This window comes from Affinirhizobium straminoryzae, assembly GCF_007004135.1.
Taxonomy (GTDB): domain Bacteria; phylum Pseudomonadota; class Alphaproteobacteria; order Rhizobiales; family Rhizobiaceae; genus Neorhizobium; species Neorhizobium straminoryzae.
On the sequence record NZ_VJMG01000003.1, the window covers coordinates 40,390 to 59,167 of the forward strand.

Sequence of the window (18,778 nt, forward strand, 5' to 3'; positions counted from 1 at the left end):
AAATCAATCCCCATTGGCCGGCAGCGATCATACCGCCTGTGCCGGCAGTCTCAACTCTCTGTGATGGCTACAGAATATTTCGGGGAGCTTGGCAAGTGGAAATTACAGGATGCAGATATGCAGAAGGGCGCAACCCATGGCCGCGCCCTTCGTGTTTTCTGCCGTTGCGGCGGCGGTTACTTGCCGAGCCGGTTCTTCAGGGCGGTCAGGATGATCTGCGCCAGCTTCTCGTAATCCTCGTCGAAATGGTGGCCACCTTCGATGCCGAGCGTCTCGATACCGCGATCGGCCAGTCCCTTGCAGGCATCGCCATCGTCATCGGTGCCGTAGACGCACTGGACGAGCTTCGGATTGATGCTCTTCAGGTGATCCGTCGGGTCGCCCCCGGTTCCGGTGCCCTTGCCGCCCAGCCAGCCGGAGACGGAAATCTCGAAATTCGACTGATGGGAGAGGCCGAGGAGGCTCAGCATCACAACCTTGCTCTTGTCCGTATCCGGCAGCTTGTTGAAGGTGGAAGGCAGCACGTCGGCGCCGAAGGAATAGCCGATCAAAAGCACGCGCGAGACGTTCCACTGCTTGCGATAGGCGCGGATGATGCGGCTGAGATCGGCAGCGGTCTCTTCCGCCGTCTTCTGCGACCAGAAATAGCGCAGCGCATCGACGCCGACCACCGGCACGCCATCCTCCTGCAGGGCCGCGCCGACATCGCTGTCGATGTCGCGCCAGCCGCCATCGCCGGAATAGATGATCGCCATCGTATCGTATTTCGGCTTGGCATCCAGGATGGTGAGTGGCAGGCCAAGCGGTTCGTCATCGGTATTGGCGGCATCGATGGCGTCGGACAGCGCCTGCATCAGCGCATCGGTGGCCGCCGCATCGGTGCCCTCGATGTCGATGTCGTCATGCGTCTGCTGCAATTCCTTGGCGTGATCGCGCCCGGCCGGATCAGCGGCCTTGGACAGGAAGATGCTGATCGGCATCGGCAGGTCGCCGTCGCTCAGGCCGTAGACCGTGGCATCGCCTTCGGTGCGCTTGTCGGCCGGCGTGCAGAGCACCTTCGGCAGTTTGATCGCGGCTTCCGGATCGACGGCGATCGCCTGGCCGATCGTGGCCGGCGGTGTCTGTGCCGCCATGCCGAGAACCACGGCACCACCGGCGCCGATGCCGGCAATGATCGGCGAGCGGTAGCTGCCGCTGTTCAGCGAGCGCTGGACCTGCTGGGCAAGCGATTCCACGTCGGAAATCATGTAGATGCAGTCGTCGCTGTCCTTGCCGAGGGAGGCGAGGTAGCTCGGCAGGTCGATGCCGATCACCAGCGCGCCCTTGGCCGCCAGTGCCTGCGCCTGCTTTTCCTCCAGCGCGTTCCATCCGTCGCCGTCGGACAGGAGGAAGATGTTCGCCTTCATCGCGCCCTTTGGCTTGATGATGTGCGGCGAGGGGATCATGCCCGTGTCAAAGCCCTGCTGCTGCGGCGCGGTCTGCGCCTGTGCCAGCGATGCGACGGCGGTAAACGCCATCGCACAAAGGCCGAAGATGTATTGCTTCATTTCCCGACTACTCCGCGCACGCCGCCGCTAATCAGCAGCGTGACATCCATCAGCGCCAAAACGACGCCCGTGCCGCCCGACACCGCCATGTAGCGCGGCTGCCAGTGCGGGTGGAATTTTGATTTGAAGGCCCGCAGGCCCTTAAAGTTGTAAAAACGCTCGCCGTGTTCGAACAAGGTGCCTCCGATCCGATCCCAGACCGGCGCCACTTCTCGCTTCGACATGCCCGATAGCGGCGCCATTCCGAGATTGAACGTGCTATATCCGGCATTTTTCAGGTATTCCAGCAGGCTGACGAACAGGAAATCCATCGCGCCGCGCGGCGCATCCGGTGCAAAGCGCATCAGATCGACGCTGCCTTCCTTCAGCGTGTCGGTCTTGAAGATGGTCGCGAAGGCGACGATCTCGCCCTCCTTGCGCAGCACGGCGACGGGGAGCGACGACACGTAGCTCTCCTCGAAAACGCCGAGCGAAAAGCCCTTTTCGCGAGTGTTGTGATGCGCAAGCCAGCTGTCCGAAACCCGTTTCAGCTCGGGCAGCGCGGCGGCGACATCCGCCTGTTCGATGATCTCGAAGTCCAGCCCGTCGCGGCGCCCCTTGTTGAGGGCCTGGCGCAGGCCGGCGAGGCGTCCGCCCTTCAGGTCGAAATGCACGAGATCGACAATGGCCATCTCGCCCAGCTTGAAGGCGCGTAATCCGGCATCGGCACAGAAGGAAAGAAGGGCCGGCGAGACCTGGTAGAGTACCGCACGGCCACCGGCGCCGCGCGAATTTTCCACGAAGCGCCAGATCATTTCCGCCCGCTCCGAGGGATCGCCGATCGGGTCGCCGAGCGCAATCCAGGAGCGACCCTGGATGGCGAACATCATGAAGCTTCTGCCGCTGTCGGAGAACATCACCCGCTTGTCGCCCATGCGCACGAGGTTCGCATCGGCATTGTCGCTGGCGTTCAGAATGGCAACCGCCTTGTCCAGATCCTCCTGTGCCAGCGGTTCCGGATGGTGGAAGGCCGGGCGCAGCAGGCTGAAGGTGACGGCGGCGATCGAGAACAGGGTGATACCGAGCAGCGCACGCAGGCTTCGCGGCGCCTCGTTGAAGAATTCGAACTGCCACCAGAGATCCTGGCTGTAGTCGACGTCGCGATAGACGAGGAAGAGAATGGTGGCGGCACCGGCGAGGATCACCAGGATCGCCATGATCCACGGCAGGCTCAGCACCTGGTTGAGCAGCGAGGCAGGACGCCGGAAGCGGCGGCCATTGGCGGCGAGTGCGATGACGAAGAGACCGAGGAAGGTCGCCTCGCCGAGTGCCAGCGCACGCATGAAGGAAAAGACAAAGGCACAGCTGGCCGAAACGAGTGCCACCCACCAGGCGCCGTCCAGCCGCTGCGCCAGACCGCGCGAGGAAATGACCAGCGCCATGCCGAGAAGACTGGAGAAGAAGTGGGCGGCCTCGATCACCGGCAGAGGCAGGAATTTCGAGATGATGTCCAGATCGCCGTCCGGCGTCGGCGTGACGCTCGACAGGATCAGCATGGTACCGAGGATCAACGCGAAGGCCGAGAGCAGCGGCGGCGAGACGCGGCCGGCCACGGTTGCCATTTCGCGGGCCAGCGGATGCTTGGCCATGGCACGCGCTTCGGAGAAGACGATACTGATGATGGCGATCGTCAGCGGCAGCACATGGTAGATCATGCGATAGAGCACGACACTGCCGAGCAGCTGGTCGACGCTGACCTGCCCGCCGAGCGCGCCGAGAATGACCGCCTCGAACACGCCAAGGCCGGCTGGTACATGCGAAAGGACGCCAAGCCCGATGGCCGCGGCATAGATCGCGAAGAACGAGGGCCAGCCGACATTGGTCGGCGGCAGCAGCACGTAGAGCACGGTTGCGGAAACGGCGATGTCGAAGGCGGTGATCAGGAACTGGCGCGACGAGGTCAGCGTATCGGGAAGGCGCAGACGAATGCCGACGATCTCCACCCGGCGCCCGTTGCGGCCAAGGAAGAGCAGCAGCGCAAGCGCGATCAGCACTGCAGTCGCGCCGGCGCGCAGCCATTCCGGATCCATGCCGGTGATCGTGGCAAGCCGCGGCGCCGTCATCAGAGCCGCGATGGCGCTGACGGCAAGAAGACCAAGGCCGAAGGCAAAGGTGACGAAGGCGATGACGCGGGCGATGTCTTCCGGGGAGAGGCCGAGCCGGCTGTAGGCCCGAAAACGGATCGCGCCGCCGCTGAGGGCACCGAAGCCGGCGGTGTTGCCGATCGCATAGGCGCTGAAGGCCGTCACGGCCACCGGTGCGACCGGCAGGCGGCGGCCGATGTAGTCGAGCGCGTTCAGGTCGTAGTAGATCAGCGAGGCGAAACTCAACGCCGTGAAGAAGATGGCAAGGCCGATGGCCTGCCAGCTCGTGTCCTTCAGGGCGTTCACGACGTCATCGTACCGCACTTCGCTCGTCAGCCGGTAGACGGCCACCGCCATCATGACGGCGACCAGCAGCATGGCAAGCGAGGTCAGATAGGTACGGAACCGTGCCAGCAGCACCATGACGACATGGCGCGGCGGTTCGCTGGGAATAACGATCTCTTCCGGTTCGGTCATGGCTTCCGGGCGCTTCCTCGATAACCTGCGGTGATGGCTAGTTTCTAGCTCTGATGCATGACGGTTATTCGTGGATGCACCGGCGCGCTAGTCCTCTGACGCGGACTTCGACAAAAATGCGGCCGATCTTCAAGCAGAAGGTGCTTTCCTCACGATCAAGCGGTCATCCGGCGGCAGGTGCAAGGAACATCTTCGTGATCAGACCGCTCTGCCTGTCCGTGGTTGCATCAATGCGAAACAGAATCACGTTTCTGTGGCGATCTCTACAGGTCGGTCATGACCATTTTCAGGCAACCTGATCTGCGGCGTTACCTCAGCGGGATCGCAAGTGCCGGTCCGGGCTGATCCGCAGGCTGTGCATCAGAGAACGCGGGTTGCGACGGCCCGGCGATGTGGATCGATTCTGGCGACCATCACCATGGTGAAGAAAATCATCGCCGCGATCAGCAGGGCGCTCAAATGGAGAACAATCATGGCGCAACTCCGAAGACATCATGTTTCAGTAACCCGGATATTCTATGTCTGGACTTGTCCGGAGCTTGCGTCTTGACTTGGGGCGACGTCCGGGAAAACCTGTCGCATGAAATCGTCCGTGCCGGGGGCGCCATTAACCTTCAGGCAAGGAATTAACCATACAAATACTCTGACACGGCGAAATGGGACGATCCCGACATCTCCCTTTCAGGCATGACGCCGCCCCGCCGTACCGGTTTCGATCCGGTATCACTTTCCATTTTTTCTCCAGGATGGCTTCCGGCTTCGGCCCGGAGCGCTGCATGCGTCCCTGTTGCGGGCTCGTCATGCCCGCGATCCGGCCTTGCACGGTCTCCTGGCTGCCTCGGGATGAAGATGCACGGCTCCAGAAGGCCGGCGGTTCATTGAGGGCTTTGGCATGGGCAGCTGACGGCGCAAGGCCTGCGGCTGCCAAAGAGGGGTTTCATGCTGCCTGCGGGCAGCGGCAGGAATTGGGGACGGGCATTGGCTCAGGACATGCCATCGGATCAAGCACGAAAGGCCCAGGCGGGCAGCCTGAGGGACCGGCTTGCATTCGCAGGGCTGGACGCGGAGGCGTGCGAGCTTCTGCGTCGCTTCCGACCCGCGCTCGAGACCTGCCTGAAGGACGGATTGCGTGATTTCTTCCACCGCCTGCAATCCTCCGCCGAGGCCATGCGCCATTTCGACAGCGACAACCAGCTGGAGCGGCTGCATGATCTGCAGGCCTCGCACTGGAGCGTGCTGACGGACGCCCGCTTCGATGCGCTCTATGCCGAGCGGGTGAAGGTTCTTTCCGACGCGGAAGGCCGGATGGGCCTTGATCCGCGCTGGCACATCGCCGGCCATGCTGTGATGCTGGAAAATCTGGTGTCCTGTCTGTTCGACCAGCTGGCGTCGAAATCGCTGTTGCCGGCGGGCCGCAAGCGCGAACGCGAGATTGCCGATGCGGTGCGCGCCGTGATCCGGCTGGTGCTGGTCGACGTTGAGATCGCGGTGTCGCTGCGCATCAGCGACATCAGACAGAAGCACCAGAGGAGCCTTTCTGCCCAGCGCGAGCAGGATCAGGCCGAGGCGAACGATCTGTTCGGACCGGTGGTGGCGGCACTTGCTGCACGCGACCTGACGGCCCGCATTCCCGACGATCGGCCGGATGTCTATGCCGAGCTTTCCGCACTTCTCAACCAGGCGCTCGACGCGCTGACGGCCGCCATGGCAACCGCCTCCGAGCGTGTCCTGAATGCCGAGGCCCTGTCTGGGCAGGTGGCCGCGGATGCCCGCGAGGCTGCGGCCATGATGCGTCATGATGCCGAGGATCTGGCGGCTGCGGCAGCCGAGGTTGCAGCCCTTGCCGAGCGGCTGCGCGAGAGCGCCAACGACAGCGCCAGGGCAGAACAGGCGGCCCTCGAAACCCGTCGGTCGGCGGAGGAAAGCGGCGAGGTCGTCGGCCTCGCAATTTCCGCGATGTCGGACATCGAGCAGTCGGCGGAAAAGATCGGGCAGATCATCGGGGTTATCGACGAGATCGCCTTCCAGACCAATCTCCTGGCACTGAATGCCGGAATCGAGGCCGCCCGCGCCGGCGATTCCGGGCGGGGCTTTGCCGTCGTCGCGCAGGAGGTGCGGGCGCTTGCCCAGCGCTCCGCCGAAGCGGCACGTGAAATCAAGCAGCTTGTGACCGGCACCAAGGCGCAGGTCGATGCAGGCGTGAAGATGGTTCATCGCACCCAGGATGCCATTGGCGGCATCGTCAACCAGGTCGCGGGCATCAATGCGGCGATTGCCGGCATTGCCCGGGCGACCGATGACCAGGCCCTCAGCCTGCAGCGGGTGGCGGGCGAGGTGAAGGCGCTGGATGGCCGGCTTGCGGCAGGTGCTGCGGTGGCTCAACGCGCCGCCGAGGGCAGCGATACGCTCAGCACCGTCATCATAGAACTCGGCCGCACCGTGCGGGAATTCCGCATTGCGCGGGAAAGCGAAAGCGGCCAGCGCGTCTGGCAGCCGAAGGCCCGCGATCCGGGCGAGGCCTTGGGTGCCGAGGCTGCGGATACCGGAGGCCTGCAGCCGCCGGGCGGACTGTTCATGGCCCCGCAGCTTGCGGGGTTCGGTCGCTGACCCCCGGGTTTTCGACCGGCATGAGAATACCAGCTGCGGGACGATCCGGCAGCTGTGGCGACAACGATGAGGAATGAAGCGATGGCGAGCGGGAAAGCAGTGACGGGAAGCCTCAAGCTGGTCTCAGTCCTGGATCTCAACGAGGCTTCCGTGTTGCACGGCCAGTTGAGCAGCATGCGGGGCAAGGATCTGTCGATCGACGCGTCGGGCGTCGACCGCGTCGGTGTCCAGTGCGTGCAGGTGCTGATGGCGGCAGCCAACGCCTGGGAGGAGGACAAGAAAAAATTCGTCTTCGAGACTGTCTCGGACGCCTTCCGCAAGACCATGCAGCTTATCGGCATCAATATAGATCATCTGCTCGCTAAGGAGATTCAGCAGTGAAAAAGAAAGTACTTACCGTCGACGATTCAAGGACGATCCGGAACATGCTTCTGGTCACCTTGAACAATGCCGGCTTCGAGACCATCCAGGCCGAAGACGGCGTCGAGGGCCTCGAGGTTCTGGAAGAATGCAACCCCGATGTCATCGTGACTGACATCAACATGCCGCGCCTTGACGGCTTCGGCTTCATCGAGGGCGTGCGCCGCAACGAGCGTTATCGTGCGGTCCCGATCCTCGTGCTCACCACGGAAAGCGATGCGGAAAAGAAGAACCGTGCGCGCCAGGCCGGCGCAACCGGCTGGATCGTCAAGCCCTTCGACCCCGCAAAATTGATTGATGCGATCGAGCGTGTAACCGCCTGAACCGGGAATTCCTGCGATGGATATGAACGAAATCAAAGAGATCTTCTTCCAGGAGTGCGAGGAGCAGCTCGCCGAACTGGAATCTGGTCTTCTCAAGCTCAATGACGGCGACCGTGACCCGGAAACGGTGAATGCCGTCTTCCGTGCCGTCCATTCGATCAAGGGCGGTGCCGGCGCATTCGGGCTTGATGACCTGGTCTCGTTCGCCCACGTGTTCGAAACGACGCTGGATTGCGTCCGCTCAAACAAGCTGGAACCCACGCAGGACGTCCTGAAAGTGATGCTGAGGTCGGCCGACGTTCTGGCCGACCTGGTGAGCGCCTCCCGCGACGGCGGCAGTGTGGAGGAATCGCGCACCCGCGGCCTGCTGAAGGAGCTCGAGGCTCTGGCCCGCGGCGAGATGCCGACCGGCGGTGGTGCCGCCGAAGCGCCGAAGCCTGCTCCCGCCAAGGCCGCCGCGCCCGCCCCGGTACCGGCTGCCGCGCCCGCCCCGGCCCCCACGGACGAGAGCGGTTTCCAGCCGATCCCCTTCACGTTCGATGGTTTCGGTGCCGACGAGCCGGCCGAGGATCTCTCCGTTTTCGAGGTCTCCTTCAAGCCCCGCCGCGATCTCTATGCCAAGGGCAACGAGGCCGCCCTTTTGCTGCGCGATCTCTCCCGCGTCGGCGAGATGAGCATCAACTGCGACATGGACCAGCTGCCGGCCTTCGACAAGATGGACCCGGAGGGCGCCTATTTCAGCTGGACGATCCAGGTGAAGACGGCCAAGAGCGAGCAGGATATCCGCACCGTCTTCGAATTTGCCGAATGGGATTGCGATCTCGACGTCAAGGTCGCCGATAGCTCTGCCGAAGAACTGCCGATGGTTCCGGTTCCCTTCGACCTGTCGATCCTCGATGACGGCACCTCCGACGCGGATGGTGATGATGGTGGTGCCGCCGAAGCCGCAGCCCAGGCCGTTGCCGCCGCCGAGACGGCCACCAACGTGACCAAGATGGCCGCTGCCGCTGCCCGCGTTGAAAAGAAGGAAAGCCAGGCTGCCGCTGCGGCCGCCGCCGCTGCTGCCAACGCCGCCAATGCGGCCAATGCCGCCAATAGCGCCGGCCAGACGATCCGCGTCGATCTTGATCGCGTCGACCGGCTGATCAACCTCGTCGGCGAGCTTGTCATCAACCAGGCCATGCTGTCGCAGAGCGTCATCGAGAACGATACGACCGGCACCTCCTCCATCAACATGGGTCTCGAAGAGCTGCAGCAGCTCACCCGCGAGATCCAGGATTCGGTGATGGCGATCCGCGCCCAGCCGGTGAAGCCGGTCTTCCAGCGCATGTCGCGCATCGTGCGCGAAGTGGCCGACATGGTGGGCAAGTCGATCCGCCTCGTCACCGAAGGTGAAAACACAGAAGTCGACAAGACGGTCATCGACAAGCTGGCCGAACCGCTGACCCACATGATCCGCAATGCCGTTGACCACGGCATCGAGAGTCCGGAACGCCGCGAGGCCGCCGGCAAGAATCCGGAAGGCACGGTCAAGCTCACCGCCAAGCATCGCTCCGGCCGCATCGTCATCGAACTGTCCGACGACGGCGCCGGCATCAACCGCGAGAAGGTCAAGCAGAAGGCGATCGACAAGGATCTGATCCCGGCCGATTCCAACCTGACGGACGAGGAAATCGACAACCTCATCTTCATGCCGGGCTTCTCGACCGCCGACAAGATTTCCGACATTTCCGGCCGCGGCGTCGGCATGGACGTCGTCAAGCGTTCCATCCAGGCACTCGGCGGCCGCATCTCGATCAGCTCGCGGCCGGGCAATGGCTCGACCTTCACCATGAGCCTGCCGCTGACGCTCGCCGTTCTCGACGGCATGGTGGTGACGGTCGCCGGCCAGACGCTCGTGGTGCCGCTGACCGCCATCGTCGAGACCCTGCAGCCGGAAGCGTCTGCGATCCATTCCTTCGGCGCCAACCAGCGGCTGATCTCGATCCGCAATTCCTTCTGCCCGCTCGTCGACGTGGGGCGCATCCTCAACTTCCGTTCCATCCAGGCCAACCCTGTCGAGGGGGTCGCACTTCTGGTGGAATCGGAAGGCGGCGGCCAGCGCGCGCTGATGGTGGACGCGATCCAGGGCCAGCGCCAGGTGGTGATCAAGTCGCTTGAAGCCAACTACACGCATGTTCCGGGCATCGCCGCGGCCACCATCCTTGGTGACGGTCGCGTCGCACTCATCCTCGACGTTGATGCCGTGGTCGCCGCCTCGCGCGGCCAGTCGTTGCGGCAGGACAGCGGTATGAAGGCGGATATGTCTTTGGCAGCAACGGGTTAACTGACGGATTGTAGAGTATGTCGTACGCCGTGAAAAATCTTGCTCAGGGAAGCCGGGAGCTCATTGCCTTCCGGATCGGAGACCAGGAATTTTGCGTCAACATCATGTCGGTGCGGGAAATCCGGGGGTGGACGAAAGCCACCGGCCTTCCGCACTCCCCGTCCTATGTGATGGGCGTGATCAACCTGCGCGGCGCCGTTTTGCCCATCATCGATCTCTCCGCACGCCTCGGGCTGCGGCGAGCTGAGCCGACCCCGCGCCATGTCATCATCGTGGCGCAGGTCAAGAACCGTGTCGTGGGACTGCTCGTGGAAGCCGTCTCCGACATCCTCACCGTCACCGATGAAAACATTCAGCCTGTTCCCGAAGTCTCGTCCGACCTGGAGAAGCAGTATGCCCGCGGCATCCTGGCGATCGACAAGCGGATGATCTGCCTGATCGAACTGGATGCGCTCTTCCCCGACACCGAAAGCGAAGTAGCATGAAGGCCACCGGCGTCATCGACAGCAGGCAGTCCCCGGACGAGGTCCTTGCCAGTGGCGAATATCCGCTGACGCGGCGCGATCTCGCCGAGATCGCCGCCATGATCTATTCCGATGCCGGCATCTATCTGAACGACACCAAGGCGTCGCTCGTCTATTCGCGCCTGTCGAAGCACATCCGCAACCTCGGCCTGAAAGGCTTTCGTGAGTATTGCACGCTCGTCTCCTCGCCGGAGGGGGCCCATGTGCGCCGCGAGATGCTGTCCCACCTGACGACGAACTTCACCCGTTTCTTCCGGGAAAACCACCATTTCGAGCACCTGCGCGACGAGGTGCTGCCGGGGCTGATCGCGCGCGCCAAGAGCGGCGGGCGCGTGCGCATCTGGTCTGCGGCCTGCTCCGACGGGCAGGAACCCTATTCCATCGCGCTGACCGTGCTCGCGCTGCTGCCGAATGCGGCGGATTACGACTTCCGCATCCTCGCGACCGACATCGACCCGAAGATCCTCGCGCTTGCCCGCGCCGGGGTCTACGATGAAAATGCGCTGGAGACGGTCAGTCCGGCGATGCGAAAGCAGTACTTCCGCGAGGTCGATGCCAACGGCCGGCGCAAGTTCCAGGTCGATGACCGCGTCAAGAAGCTGATCACCTACAACGAGCTGAACCTGATGGCCCAGTGGCCGTTCAAGGGCAATTTCGACGTGATCTTCTGTCGCAACGTGGTGATCTATTTCGACGAACCGACGCAGATGAAGATCTGGTCGCGGTTCGCGCAGCTCTTCCCGATCGGTGGCCACCTCTACATCGGCCATTCCGAGCGGGTCACGGGGGAGGCAAAGAACCTCTTCGACAACATAGGGATAACCACCTACCGCTATACTGGCAAAAGCGCGGGGAGGACTGCATGACCATGCCGGCAAGAGTACTCGTCGTTGATGATTCGCCCACCATGCGCGGCCTGATCACCGCCGTCCTCAATTCGGATCCGGAGGTCAACGTCGTTGGCCAGGCGGGCGATGCGCATGAGGCGCGTGCGGCGATCAAGCAGCTGAACCCGGATGTGGTGACGCTCGACATCGAGATGCCCAACATGAACGGGCTGGAATTCCTCGAGAAGATCATGCGCCTGCGGCCGATGCCGGTGATCATGGTCTCCACGATGACGCATCAGGGGGCAAACGCCACGCTGGCGGCGCTCGAGATCGGTGCCTTCGATTGCGTGAGCAAGCCGGTGCCGGGCGATGCGCGTCCCTTCTATGATCTGGCCGAGAAGGTGAAGGCGGCTGCGCGCTCCAAGCGCGGCCGCATGGTCACGGCTCCTCAGCCGGTTCTTGCGCCGACGGCGGAGTATCGCGTCGGCCGCAAGGTGGTGGCGATCGGTTCCTCCACGGGCGGCGTGGAGGCGCTGATCGCGGTGTTGCAGAAATTCCCCAGGAACTGCCCGCCAACCGTCATTACCCAGCACATGCCGCCCACGTTTACCAAAAGTTTTGCTGAAAGGCTTAATCGTATTTGCGCTCCTGTGGTGCAGGAAGCAACCGACGGCGCCCGGCTCGAGATCGGCAAGATCTACCTGGCGCCCGGTGGTGAACGGCACCTTCAGGTCGTTAATCCCTCCGCGCCCAGCTGCCGGCTCGTCGAACGCGACCCTGTCAACGGTCACCGCCCGTCGGTGGACGTCCTGTTCGAATCCGTGGCGGAACTGGCCGGTCGGAATGCTGTCGGGGTGATTCTGACCGGCATGGGCCGGGACGGCGCCTCGGGCCTGCTCAAGATGCGCAGTGCGGGCGCACGCACCATTGGGCAGAACGAGAAGACATGCGTCGTCTACGGCATGCCCCGTGTCGCGCATGATATCGGCGCCGTCGAGCAGCAATTGCCGCTCGGTGCGATCGGAGAAGAAATCTTGAAATTAACCGCTGCCCGAAAAGAAGGTACCGAATAAATGTCTCTCGCTGAAAAAATCAAAGTTCTGATCGTGGATGATCAGGTGACGAGCCGGTTGCTGCTCAGCGACGCCCTGACGCAGCTCGGGTTCAAGCAGATCACGGCCGCAGGCGATGGCGAGCAGGGCATGAAGATCATGGCCGAGCAACCGCATCATCTCGTGATCTCGGACTTCAACATGCCCAAGATGGACGGTCTGGGCCTCTTGCAGGCGGTACGCACGAACCCGGCAACGAAGAAGGCGGCCTTCATCATTCTGACTGCGCAGGGCGACCGTGCCCTGGTGCAGAAGGCAGCCCAGCTCGGTGCCAACAACGTGCTCGCAAAGCCATTCACGATCGAAAAGATGAAAGCTGCCATCGAGGCGGTGTTCGGAGCGCTTAAATGAATGAAATGGCCGCAGCCAAGCGGATAAATATTATCCAGGGCGAATATAAGGTAACGGATGAACCCAATGCCGTCATTACGACGATCCTGGGCTCCTGCGTGGCTGCGTGCCTGAGGGATCCGGTCGCGGGCATCGGGGGGATGAACCACTTCCTCCTGCCCGGAACGGGGCCTGGCGGGATGTCGGGCGGGGACATGTCCCGGTACGGCGTTCATCTGATGGAACTTCTGATCAACGGCATCCTGAAGCGCGGCGGGCGGCGCGAGCGGCTGGAGGCGAAGATCTTCGGCGGGGCGAAGACGATTGCGAGCTTTTCCAATGTGGGTGAGCAGAATTCGGCCTTTGCCACCCAGTTCCTGCGTGACGAAGGCATCAAGATCGTCGGCTCTTCCGTCGGCGGCGAGTTCGGCCGCAAGCTGGAATACTGGCCTGCCAGCGGGCGGGCTCGGACCTATCCGCTGACCGGGGCGGAAACCCAGAAGACGGTGGCCATGGAGCAGCGTCCGGCCCGGCCCGCAAAGCCGGTCGAGAGTTCAATCGAGTTTTTCTGATCGAGGAAGCAATGACCGATATCTATTCGAAGCCATCCGGCTTGCTCGACGAAAAGCTGCCCGACGTTCTGATGCGGATCGTGTCGGAACTCTACGACGTGGCCTATCTGATCGAACGGGTGGAGCCGCAGCTTCTCGAAGTGGGCGGCGCTGCCGTACTGCAGTCGCCCGACAGCATGAAGGTGCTTCAGGGTATCGACCTTGCGGTGCAGAAGACCCGTGGTCTGGCCGAATACATCGACACCATCACCGGCACCATTCCGGACGAATGGACGGTCGATGTGTCGACCGCACTCAGTCTCGTGAAGCTGGCCGACATGCACAAGGCCCTCAGCCAGGGCCTTCGCCACGGCCATTCCCAGCCGCTCAGCAAGACGGCCGGCGATATCGACCTGTTCTGAGGCCGCGTCCCGCGGCCTTGGAAGAAACACCGTCAGACCACCGCAGCGAAATGCTCGCACAAGCTTCGCTTCCTAAGGTGCGGTTGGGCAAAGGGCTCTTTAATCCTTTTTGACGGTGCGGGAACAGAATGAATCTGTTAGCTCAATTCACACAAATCCTTAAGAATTTGGGATCGCTCGGACAGACCAAGCTGCTCGCTCTGGCAGGTGTCGGTGTTCTGTCGATGGCGATCGTGATCGCGGCGGCACTGTTCGTCAACAAGCCATCCTACGAGCCGCTTTACGTCGGTCTGGAACGTGGCGATCTCAATCAGGTCAGCGTCGCGCTGGCTGAAGCCGGTATCAATTTCGAGGTCGGGCAGGACGGCAGCAGCATTCGCGTTCCCGTCGGCATGACCAGCAAGGCGCGCCTGCTGCTGGCCGAACGGGGCCTGCCCAACAGCAGCAATGCCGGTTATGAACTCTTCGACAATGTCGGTTCGCTGGGTCTCACCTCCTTCATGCAGGAAGTGACGCGTGTGCGTGCGCTGGAAGGGGAGATCTCGCGCTCCATCCAGCAGATCAGCGGCGTTGCCGCCGCCCGCGTCCACATCGTCATGCCTGACGTCGGCAATTTCCGCCGGGCCGGCCAGAAGCCGACGGCCTCCGTGATGATCCGCGCCAGCAACGAGACAGGCCGCAAGGCCGCGACCTCGATCCGCCATCTGGTCGCCGCGGCCGTGCCGGGCCTGGAGGTGGACGATGTGACGATCCTCGATTCCACCGGCCAGCTGCTTGCGGCCGGCGACGAGGCGGGCAACAGCTCGGCCAGCCGTTCGCTGAACGTCGTGCAGTCCGTCCAGCAGGAACTCGAAAGCAATATCGACAAGGCGCTTGCCCCCTTCCTTGGCATGGACAATTTCCGCGCCAGTGCCACGGCGCTGCTGAACCTCGACAGCCAGCAGGTCCAGGAAGTGGTCTATGACCCGGAATCGCGCGTCGAACGGTCGGTCAAGGTCACCAAGGAAGCGCAGAAGTCGCAGCAGCGCCAGTCGGATTCGGCTGCAACGGTGGAGCAGAACATTCCGCAGGCCGCCCCCCAGCCGGGTGGCAACAACGGGCCTGAATCCTCCGATCAGTCGGACAAGAAGGAAGAGCAGACCAACTACGAAATCAATCAGAAGACCACGGCCACGACGCGCAACGGCTACAAGATCGAAAAGATCTCGGTTGCCGTCGTCGTCAACCGCGGCCGGGTCGCCAAGATGGTGGGCGAGCCCGCCGACCAGGCCAAGATCGATGCCTATCTCGCCGAGATGCAGAAGATCGTGGCAACGGCCGCCGGTGTCGATACGGCCCGCGGTGACGTGGTGACAATCACCGCCATGGACTTCCTGGAAAGCCAGCTTCTCGATGAGGCAGCCGCAGGTCCGGGCTTCTCCGAAATCCTGATGCGCAACATGGGCGGGATCATCAATTCGCTCGCCTTCGTCGCCGTCGCCTTCCTGGTCGTGTGGCTTGGTGTTCGGCCGGTGCTGCGCAGCGTCGGCGGCACCGCGGCCGTGGCCGGCGAGGCCGCCACCGAGAGTGCTGGGCTGGAACTGCCGGACTTCTCGCCGGGCGGTGCAAGCCCCGCCCTCATGGACGGCTTCGGCTCCGATTTCGGGTTCGACGGTTCCTCGGATCTGTTCGGCGGCGAGGACGACCCGAATGGCGGCTTCAACCGCCGCGTCAAGGAAGGTCCGGAGAAGCGTCTCGCCCGGATGGTGGAAATCAGCGAGGAACGTGCCGCCAAGATCCTGCGCAAGTGGGCCGTCGAGCGGGCGGCGTAAATGGAACAATGATCACGTTTTCGTGAAAACAAGGGCCGGCTCTGCCGGCCTTTTGCTTATCAGTTACATATCCCGTAACGTGCGATTGCAGAAACTGTACACTTGTTACCAAGCTTTTTAGGAAAACTGAATCGGGTTGTGGCAATTCCGTGGCAGGTTCCTAAAATGACCATGATTCGGACGGGCGCTTCAAAGCGTTCTGATTCGAAACAGGGGTCGGTCAGCGCAGATGGCATTGGCGTTCGGATATGGCACGCGAGTAGCGAGTTTGTCCCTCGAAGGGGGTTGATGCGGAATGGAGTTGCGCAGCGCAGAGACTACATTGGAAGGGCGGCATTTCGTTGAGGCCAGTCCGCCAAGAACGTTGCTGCGAGAGCAGGTTCTGCGCCGTCTCGCCCTTGCCGGCGCCTGCGGCAACATCCAGGCCGCCATGCGCATCCTGTCCGATTATGTCGGCGCCTCGCATTATCTTCTCGCGCGGTACGACCTGATCCAGGAGCAGGGTCTCGATTTCGTCGTTGCTTCCAACTGGCCCTTCGATCTCGTCCGGCGGTTGGGCGCGGAACTCGCCCGTGGCTATTCCCGCTCCACCGAGGTCGAGAAGTGCCTGTCGCTGCTGACGCCCCAGTTTGCGCTGCTGCCGGAAGATTACAGCCTGCCGGAAGACATCAGCCGGCAGTATTGCTCGCTCACCTTCTGCGCGGGCCGGACGCGCTTTTCTGTGATGCTGCTGTTTCTGGACGGCATCATCCTGTCGCAGGACCGCCTGCGCGAGATCGGCCTGCTGGCCGGCTATGCGCTCAGCCTCGGCGATACGCAGAATGCCCGCGTCGAGCGCGATTTCGAGCTGACGGACCGCGAACTGGAATGTCTTTTCTGGATTGCCGAAGGCAAGACGAGCGACGAGATCGCCGTCATTCTCGGCATCTCGCGCAACACCATCAACAACTACATCACCAGCGTCATGCGCAAGACCGCGACCAAGACCCGCTCAGAGGCCATCGCTTATGCCGTACGCAACAATCTTGTCTAGGGAAGGCTGAATGGGCTACTCGCGAACCACGGGAGGAGAGCCGGAGACGGGAATGCAGTATCTTCGCGTTCAGCGTGCGTCCAGCCGTTCCGATATCTTCCCCAAGCTCGTGGGAATGCAGAAGAGCATGCGGGCGAATCACTTCGCCGTTTTCCGCATCGCCGGCGCCGGCCTGCCCAACAAGCGCAAGCTGGTCTGCGAGCTGGACAACTGGGGCAGCAGCGCGAGTGAAAACATCAATGTCATGATCGAAGCCTTCGGCGAGATGCTGATCCATCACATCGATGTCTCGCTTCTGCCGATGAGCTGGTCCGGTCCCGAAGGCGGTCGCGCGGCCGAGACGGCGGCCGACGAGCCATCGCCGCTCATCCGCCATATCGATGATCTGCACCGCATGCCCTATGGCGGCATCGCCTTTCCGGTCCGTCTTGGCGCGGTCGGCAACGGTTACGTGGCCTTCAGCGGTGCCGGGCTCGACCTTTCGAGTGACACGGTGATCGACCAGCATGTACGCAGCTGTCAGATCATGATGGACCTTCTTGCTCTCGACGAGCGGCGTGCCGTGCCCTCCGAATCGCTCAGCGAACGCGAGATTGCCTGTCTGCAGCTTGCCGGGGATGGCCAGATCAGCGAAGAAATCGCCGAGAAGCTGGGCCTGTCCGTCCACACCGTCAACGCCTATCTGGGCTCGGCGACGATCAAGCTCGATTCGGTCAACCGGATCCAGGCGATCGCCAAGGCGATCCGCCTGGGGTATATCCAGTAAATCTTGCGTTTTTTGTCGAGGGAGTGTCAGCCAGCGAGTGCGGCGGGCTCCTTCACGAAGCGTGCGTCATGCAGGCTGCGCGACAGGAAGGCGGTGTTTTCCTGCGGGTCTTCCGAGGGAACCTGGAAGCTGATGTGGTCGATCTCAATGCCGGCCGTCTGGTCGGTCAGTGTCAGGCGGGCATAGACGGAGACGCCACGCGGCTTGATCTCGAGATCGAGCACGACCTGCGGCGGGCCGTCCCATTCCAGGCGGTATTCGCCGCCGGAGCCGAAGTTGACGGTGCCGGGGTGAAAATAGAGCTCAGCCGCCGAGGACACGAGATCGGCAATGCTGCCATAGCGCTCCAGCCGCAGGAGCGAAATCAGGTCACCGGCATCCAGAAGCCGTAACTCGGTCGCCACCGGGTTGATCGCCTGCGCCAGAATCTTTTCTCTTTCTAACGAGTGGTTGCATTTTCTCATGTGCTCTAGTGCATCCGTTGCTTGGGCGACCGCGAGGCGTAAACCCGGTGGATCAGTTCTGCCACGGCCTTGTAGAAGACCGGTGGAATGACACTATCGACCGAGACTTGCGCAAACATGGAGCGGGCAAGCGGGGGATCTTCGAACACGGGAATGCCGGCTTCCTCGGCCAGCTCGCGGATTTTCAGCGCCACAAGGTCGGTTCCCTTGGCCAGAACGATCGGCGCATCGCTTTCCTCGCGCACATAGCGAAGGGCTACGGCATAATGGGTCGGGTTGGCGATGACGAGCGTGGCGCGCGGCACGTTTTTCATCATGCGGTTGCGGGCGCGGCTGCGCATCAGCGAGCGCTGGCGTGCCTTGACGGCGGGGTCGCCCTGCGCCTGCTTGTTCTCGTCCTTTACCTCCTGGCGGGTCATTTTCAGCTCGCTGTACCAGTGGTGCCGCGTCCAGAAGAAGTCGGCCACCGCCAGCGTGGCCGTGGCGAGAAGAATGATGACCATCATCTTCTTCACCGAGCCGTAGAGCACGCCCGGAATGGTCAGCGGATCGGAGAACATCGCATCGATCGCGTGGACGAAGTCGTTGCGCATGGCGAAATACATGACGACGCCGACCAGCAGCACCTTGAACAGCGACTTGCCGAATTCCACCATGCCGGGGATGGAGAAGATGCGGCCAAAGCCCTTGGCGAGCGAGACGCGCGACATCTGCGGCCGGACGCGCTCCAGGACCGGCGAGGGCATGTTCTGCAGCACGGAGGAGGCGATGCCGAACAGGCAGAACATCAGCATGGCCGGGGCCAGGAAACCGGCCGAGGCCCAGGCGAGGTGCAGGCCGATCGACACGACGTCGGTCGCGGTTTCGAGCCGCCACTGCTCCGGCTTCTCGAACAGGTCCTTCAGCGTTTCGCCAAGCGCTGCCGTGCGGTCGGGGAGAAAGAAGAGCACGAAGAAGTAAAACGCAAGAGACGACGCAAACAGTGTCGCCTCCTTGGAGAATGCCACATTGCCCTTTTCCGCGGCGTCGCGCAGTTTCTTGTGTGTCGGGCTTTCTGTTTTACTGTCTTTATCCTCGGACAAGGCGTCATCCTTGCGTCAGGCGGCATGCGC

Annotated in this window: 17 protein-coding genes; 13 read left to right on the forward strand and 4 right to left on the reverse strand. The window is 62.6% G+C overall.

The features are described 5' to 3' along the window. Window positions 1–176: 176 nt before the first annotated feature. A complete protein-coding gene (locus FNA46_RS00715; protein ID WP_142880417.1) occupies window positions 177–1,547 on the reverse strand; it encodes a virulence factor family protein in 1,371 nt (456 codons plus the stop codon). Continuing rightward, the gene (mprF, locus tag FNA46_RS00720; protein ID WP_244617883.1) at window positions 1,544–4,093 is read right to left on the reverse strand and encodes a bifunctional lysylphosphatidylglycerol flippase/synthetase MprF; all 2,550 of its coding nucleotides are present in this window, start codon (window positions 4,091–4,093) and stop codon (window positions 1,544–1,546) included. The genes FNA46_RS00715 and mprF overlap by 4 nt, the downstream gene beginning before the upstream one ends. Before the next feature lie 1,044 nt (window positions 4,094–5,137). On the opposite strand from mprF, the gene FNA46_RS00725 reads away from it, so the two are divergent. From FNA46_RS00725 to visR, 13 genes are all read left to right on the forward strand, one after another. Beyond that, window positions 5,138–6,754, forward strand: a complete 1,617-nt coding sequence (locus FNA46_RS00725; RefSeq protein WP_142880419.1) for a globin-coupled sensor protein — start codon at window positions 5,138–5,140, stop codon at window positions 6,752–6,754. Between the two features lie 81 nt (window positions 6,755–6,835). Further along, entirely contained in the window at window positions 6,836–7,135 is a 300-nt protein-coding gene (locus FNA46_RS00730; protein WP_142880497.1) for an STAS domain-containing protein, read from the forward strand. Beyond that, the gene (gene cheY1, locus FNA46_RS00735; protein WP_062555331.1) at window positions 7,132–7,497 is read left to right on the forward strand and encodes a chemotaxis response regulator CheY1; all 366 of its coding nucleotides are present in this window, start codon (window positions 7,132–7,134) and stop codon (window positions 7,495–7,497) included. Before FNA46_RS00730 ends, cheY1 begins: the two co-directional genes overlap by 4 nt. Window positions 7,498–7,513: 16 nt before the next feature. Continuing rightward, window positions 7,514–9,823: a chemotaxis protein CheA gene (locus FNA46_RS00740; protein ID WP_142880420.1), complete on the forward strand. Its 2,310-nt coding sequence runs from the start codon at window positions 7,514–7,516 to the stop codon at window positions 9,821–9,823. 17 nt (window positions 9,824–9,840) lie between these two features. Beyond that, on the forward strand, window positions 9,841–10,308 hold the full coding sequence (locus tag FNA46_RS00745; protein ID WP_142880421.1) for a chemotaxis protein CheW: 468 nt from the start codon (window positions 9,841–9,843) through the stop codon (window positions 10,306–10,308). After that, entirely contained in the window at window positions 10,305–11,213 is a 909-nt protein-coding gene (gene cheR, locus FNA46_RS00750) for a protein-glutamate O-methyltransferase CheR (protein WP_142880422.1), read from the forward strand. The genes FNA46_RS00745 and cheR overlap by 4 nt, the downstream gene beginning before the upstream one ends. Beyond that, the gene (gene cheB, locus FNA46_RS00755; protein WP_142880423.1) at window positions 11,210–12,250 is read left to right on the forward strand and encodes a protein-glutamate O-methylesterase CheB; all 1,041 of its coding nucleotides are present in this window, start codon (window positions 11,210–11,212) and stop codon (window positions 12,248–12,250) included. The genes cheR and cheB overlap by 4 nt, the downstream gene beginning before the upstream one ends. Beyond that, the gene (locus tag FNA46_RS00760) at window positions 12,251–12,640 is read left to right on the forward strand and encodes a response regulator (protein WP_137132554.1); all 390 of its coding nucleotides are present in this window, start codon (window positions 12,251–12,253) and stop codon (window positions 12,638–12,640) included. After that, window positions 12,637–13,191: a chemoreceptor glutamine deamidase CheD gene (gene cheD / locus FNA46_RS00765; protein WP_142880424.1), complete on the forward strand. Its 555-nt coding sequence runs from the start codon at window positions 12,637–12,639 to the stop codon at window positions 13,189–13,191. Before FNA46_RS00760 ends, cheD begins: the two co-directional genes overlap by 4 nt. Before the next feature lie 11 nt (window positions 13,192–13,202). After that, window positions 13,203–13,592: a chemotaxis protein CheT gene (gene cheT / locus FNA46_RS00770; RefSeq protein WP_142880425.1), complete on the forward strand. Its 390-nt coding sequence runs from the start codon at window positions 13,203–13,205 to the stop codon at window positions 13,590–13,592. 128 nt (window positions 13,593–13,720) lie between these two features. Continuing rightward, window positions 13,721–15,403: a flagellar basal-body MS-ring/collar protein FliF gene (gene fliF / locus FNA46_RS00775; protein ID WP_142880426.1), complete on the forward strand. Its 1,683-nt coding sequence runs from the start codon at window positions 13,721–13,723 to the stop codon at window positions 15,401–15,403. 295 nt (window positions 15,404–15,698) lie between these two features. Beyond that, a complete protein-coding gene (visN, locus tag FNA46_RS00780) occupies window positions 15,699–16,436 on the forward strand; it encodes a transcriptional regulator VisN (protein WP_142880427.1) in 738 nt (245 codons plus the stop codon). Window positions 16,437–16,446: 10 nt separating this feature from the next. Continuing rightward, window positions 16,447–17,202 carry a transcriptional regulator VisR gene (gene visR, locus FNA46_RS00785; RefSeq protein ID WP_425468647.1) on the forward strand — a complete coding sequence of 252 codons (756 nt, stop codon included), beginning with the start codon at window positions 16,447–16,449 and terminating at the stop codon, window positions 17,200–17,202. Between the two features lie 26 nt (window positions 17,203–17,228). On the opposite strand, the gene FNA46_RS00790 is transcribed toward visR, so the two are convergent. After that, window positions 17,229–17,666 (reverse strand): hypothetical protein, encoded by a 438-nt coding sequence (locus tag FNA46_RS00790; protein ID WP_142880429.1) that lies wholly within the window; start codon window positions 17,664–17,666, stop codon window positions 17,229–17,231. A gap of 5 nt (window positions 17,667–17,671) precedes the next feature. Beyond that, window positions 17,672–18,748: a flagellar biosynthesis protein FlhB gene (flhB, locus tag FNA46_RS00795; protein WP_142880430.1), complete on the reverse strand. Its 1,077-nt coding sequence runs from the start codon at window positions 18,746–18,748 to the stop codon at window positions 17,672–17,674. Window positions 18,749–18,778 lie beyond the last annotated feature (30 nt).

Bases quoted from the DNA above. Each gene is read 5' to 3' on its own strand.
- FNA46_RS00715 (WP_142880417.1), bottom strand. From the start codon at position 1,547: ATGAAGCAATACATCTTCGGCCTTTGTGCGATGGCGTTTACCGCCGTC.
- mprF (WP_244617883.1), bottom strand. From the start codon at position 4,093: ATGGTGCTGCTGGCACGGTTCCGTACCTATCTGACCTCGCTTGCCATG.
- FNA46_RS00725 (WP_142880419.1), top strand. From the start codon at position 5,138: ATGCCATCGGATCAAGCACGAAAGGCCCAGGCGGGCAGCCTGAGGGAC.
- FNA46_RS00730 (WP_142880497.1), top strand. From the start codon at position 6,836: ATGGCGAGCGGGAAAGCAGTGACGGGAAGCCTCAAGCTGGTCTCAGTC.
- FNA46_RS00740 (WP_142880420.1), top strand. From the start codon at position 7,514: ATGGATATGAACGAAATCAAAGAGATCTTCTTCCAGGAGTGCGAGGAG.
- FNA46_RS00745 (WP_142880421.1), top strand. From the start codon at position 9,841: ATGTCGTACGCCGTGAAAAATCTTGCTCAGGGAAGCCGGGAGCTCATT.
- cheR (WP_142880422.1), top strand. From the start codon at position 10,305: ATGAAGGCCACCGGCGTCATCGACAGCAGGCAGTCCCCGGACGAGGTC.
- cheB (WP_142880423.1), top strand. From the start codon at position 11,210: ATGACCATGCCGGCAAGAGTACTCGTCGTTGATGATTCGCCCACCATG.
- FNA46_RS00760 (WP_137132554.1), top strand. From the start codon at position 12,251: ATGTCTCTCGCTGAAAAAATCAAAGTTCTGATCGTGGATGATCAGGTG.
- cheD (WP_142880424.1), top strand. From the start codon at position 12,637: ATGAATGAAATGGCCGCAGCCAAGCGGATAAATATTATCCAGGGCGAA.
- cheT (WP_142880425.1), top strand. From the start codon at position 13,203: ATGACCGATATCTATTCGAAGCCATCCGGCTTGCTCGACGAAAAGCTG.
- fliF (WP_142880426.1), top strand. From the start codon at position 13,721: ATGAATCTGTTAGCTCAATTCACACAAATCCTTAAGAATTTGGGATCG.
- visN (WP_142880427.1), top strand. From the start codon at position 15,699: ATGGAGTTGCGCAGCGCAGAGACTACATTGGAAGGGCGGCATTTCGTT.
- visR (WP_425468647.1), top strand. From the start codon at position 16,447: ATGGGCTACTCGCGAACCACGGGAGGAGAGCCGGAGACGGGAATGCAG.
- FNA46_RS00790 (WP_142880429.1), bottom strand. From the start codon at position 17,666: ATGAGAAAATGCAACCACTCGTTAGAAAGAGAAAAGATTCTGGCGCAG.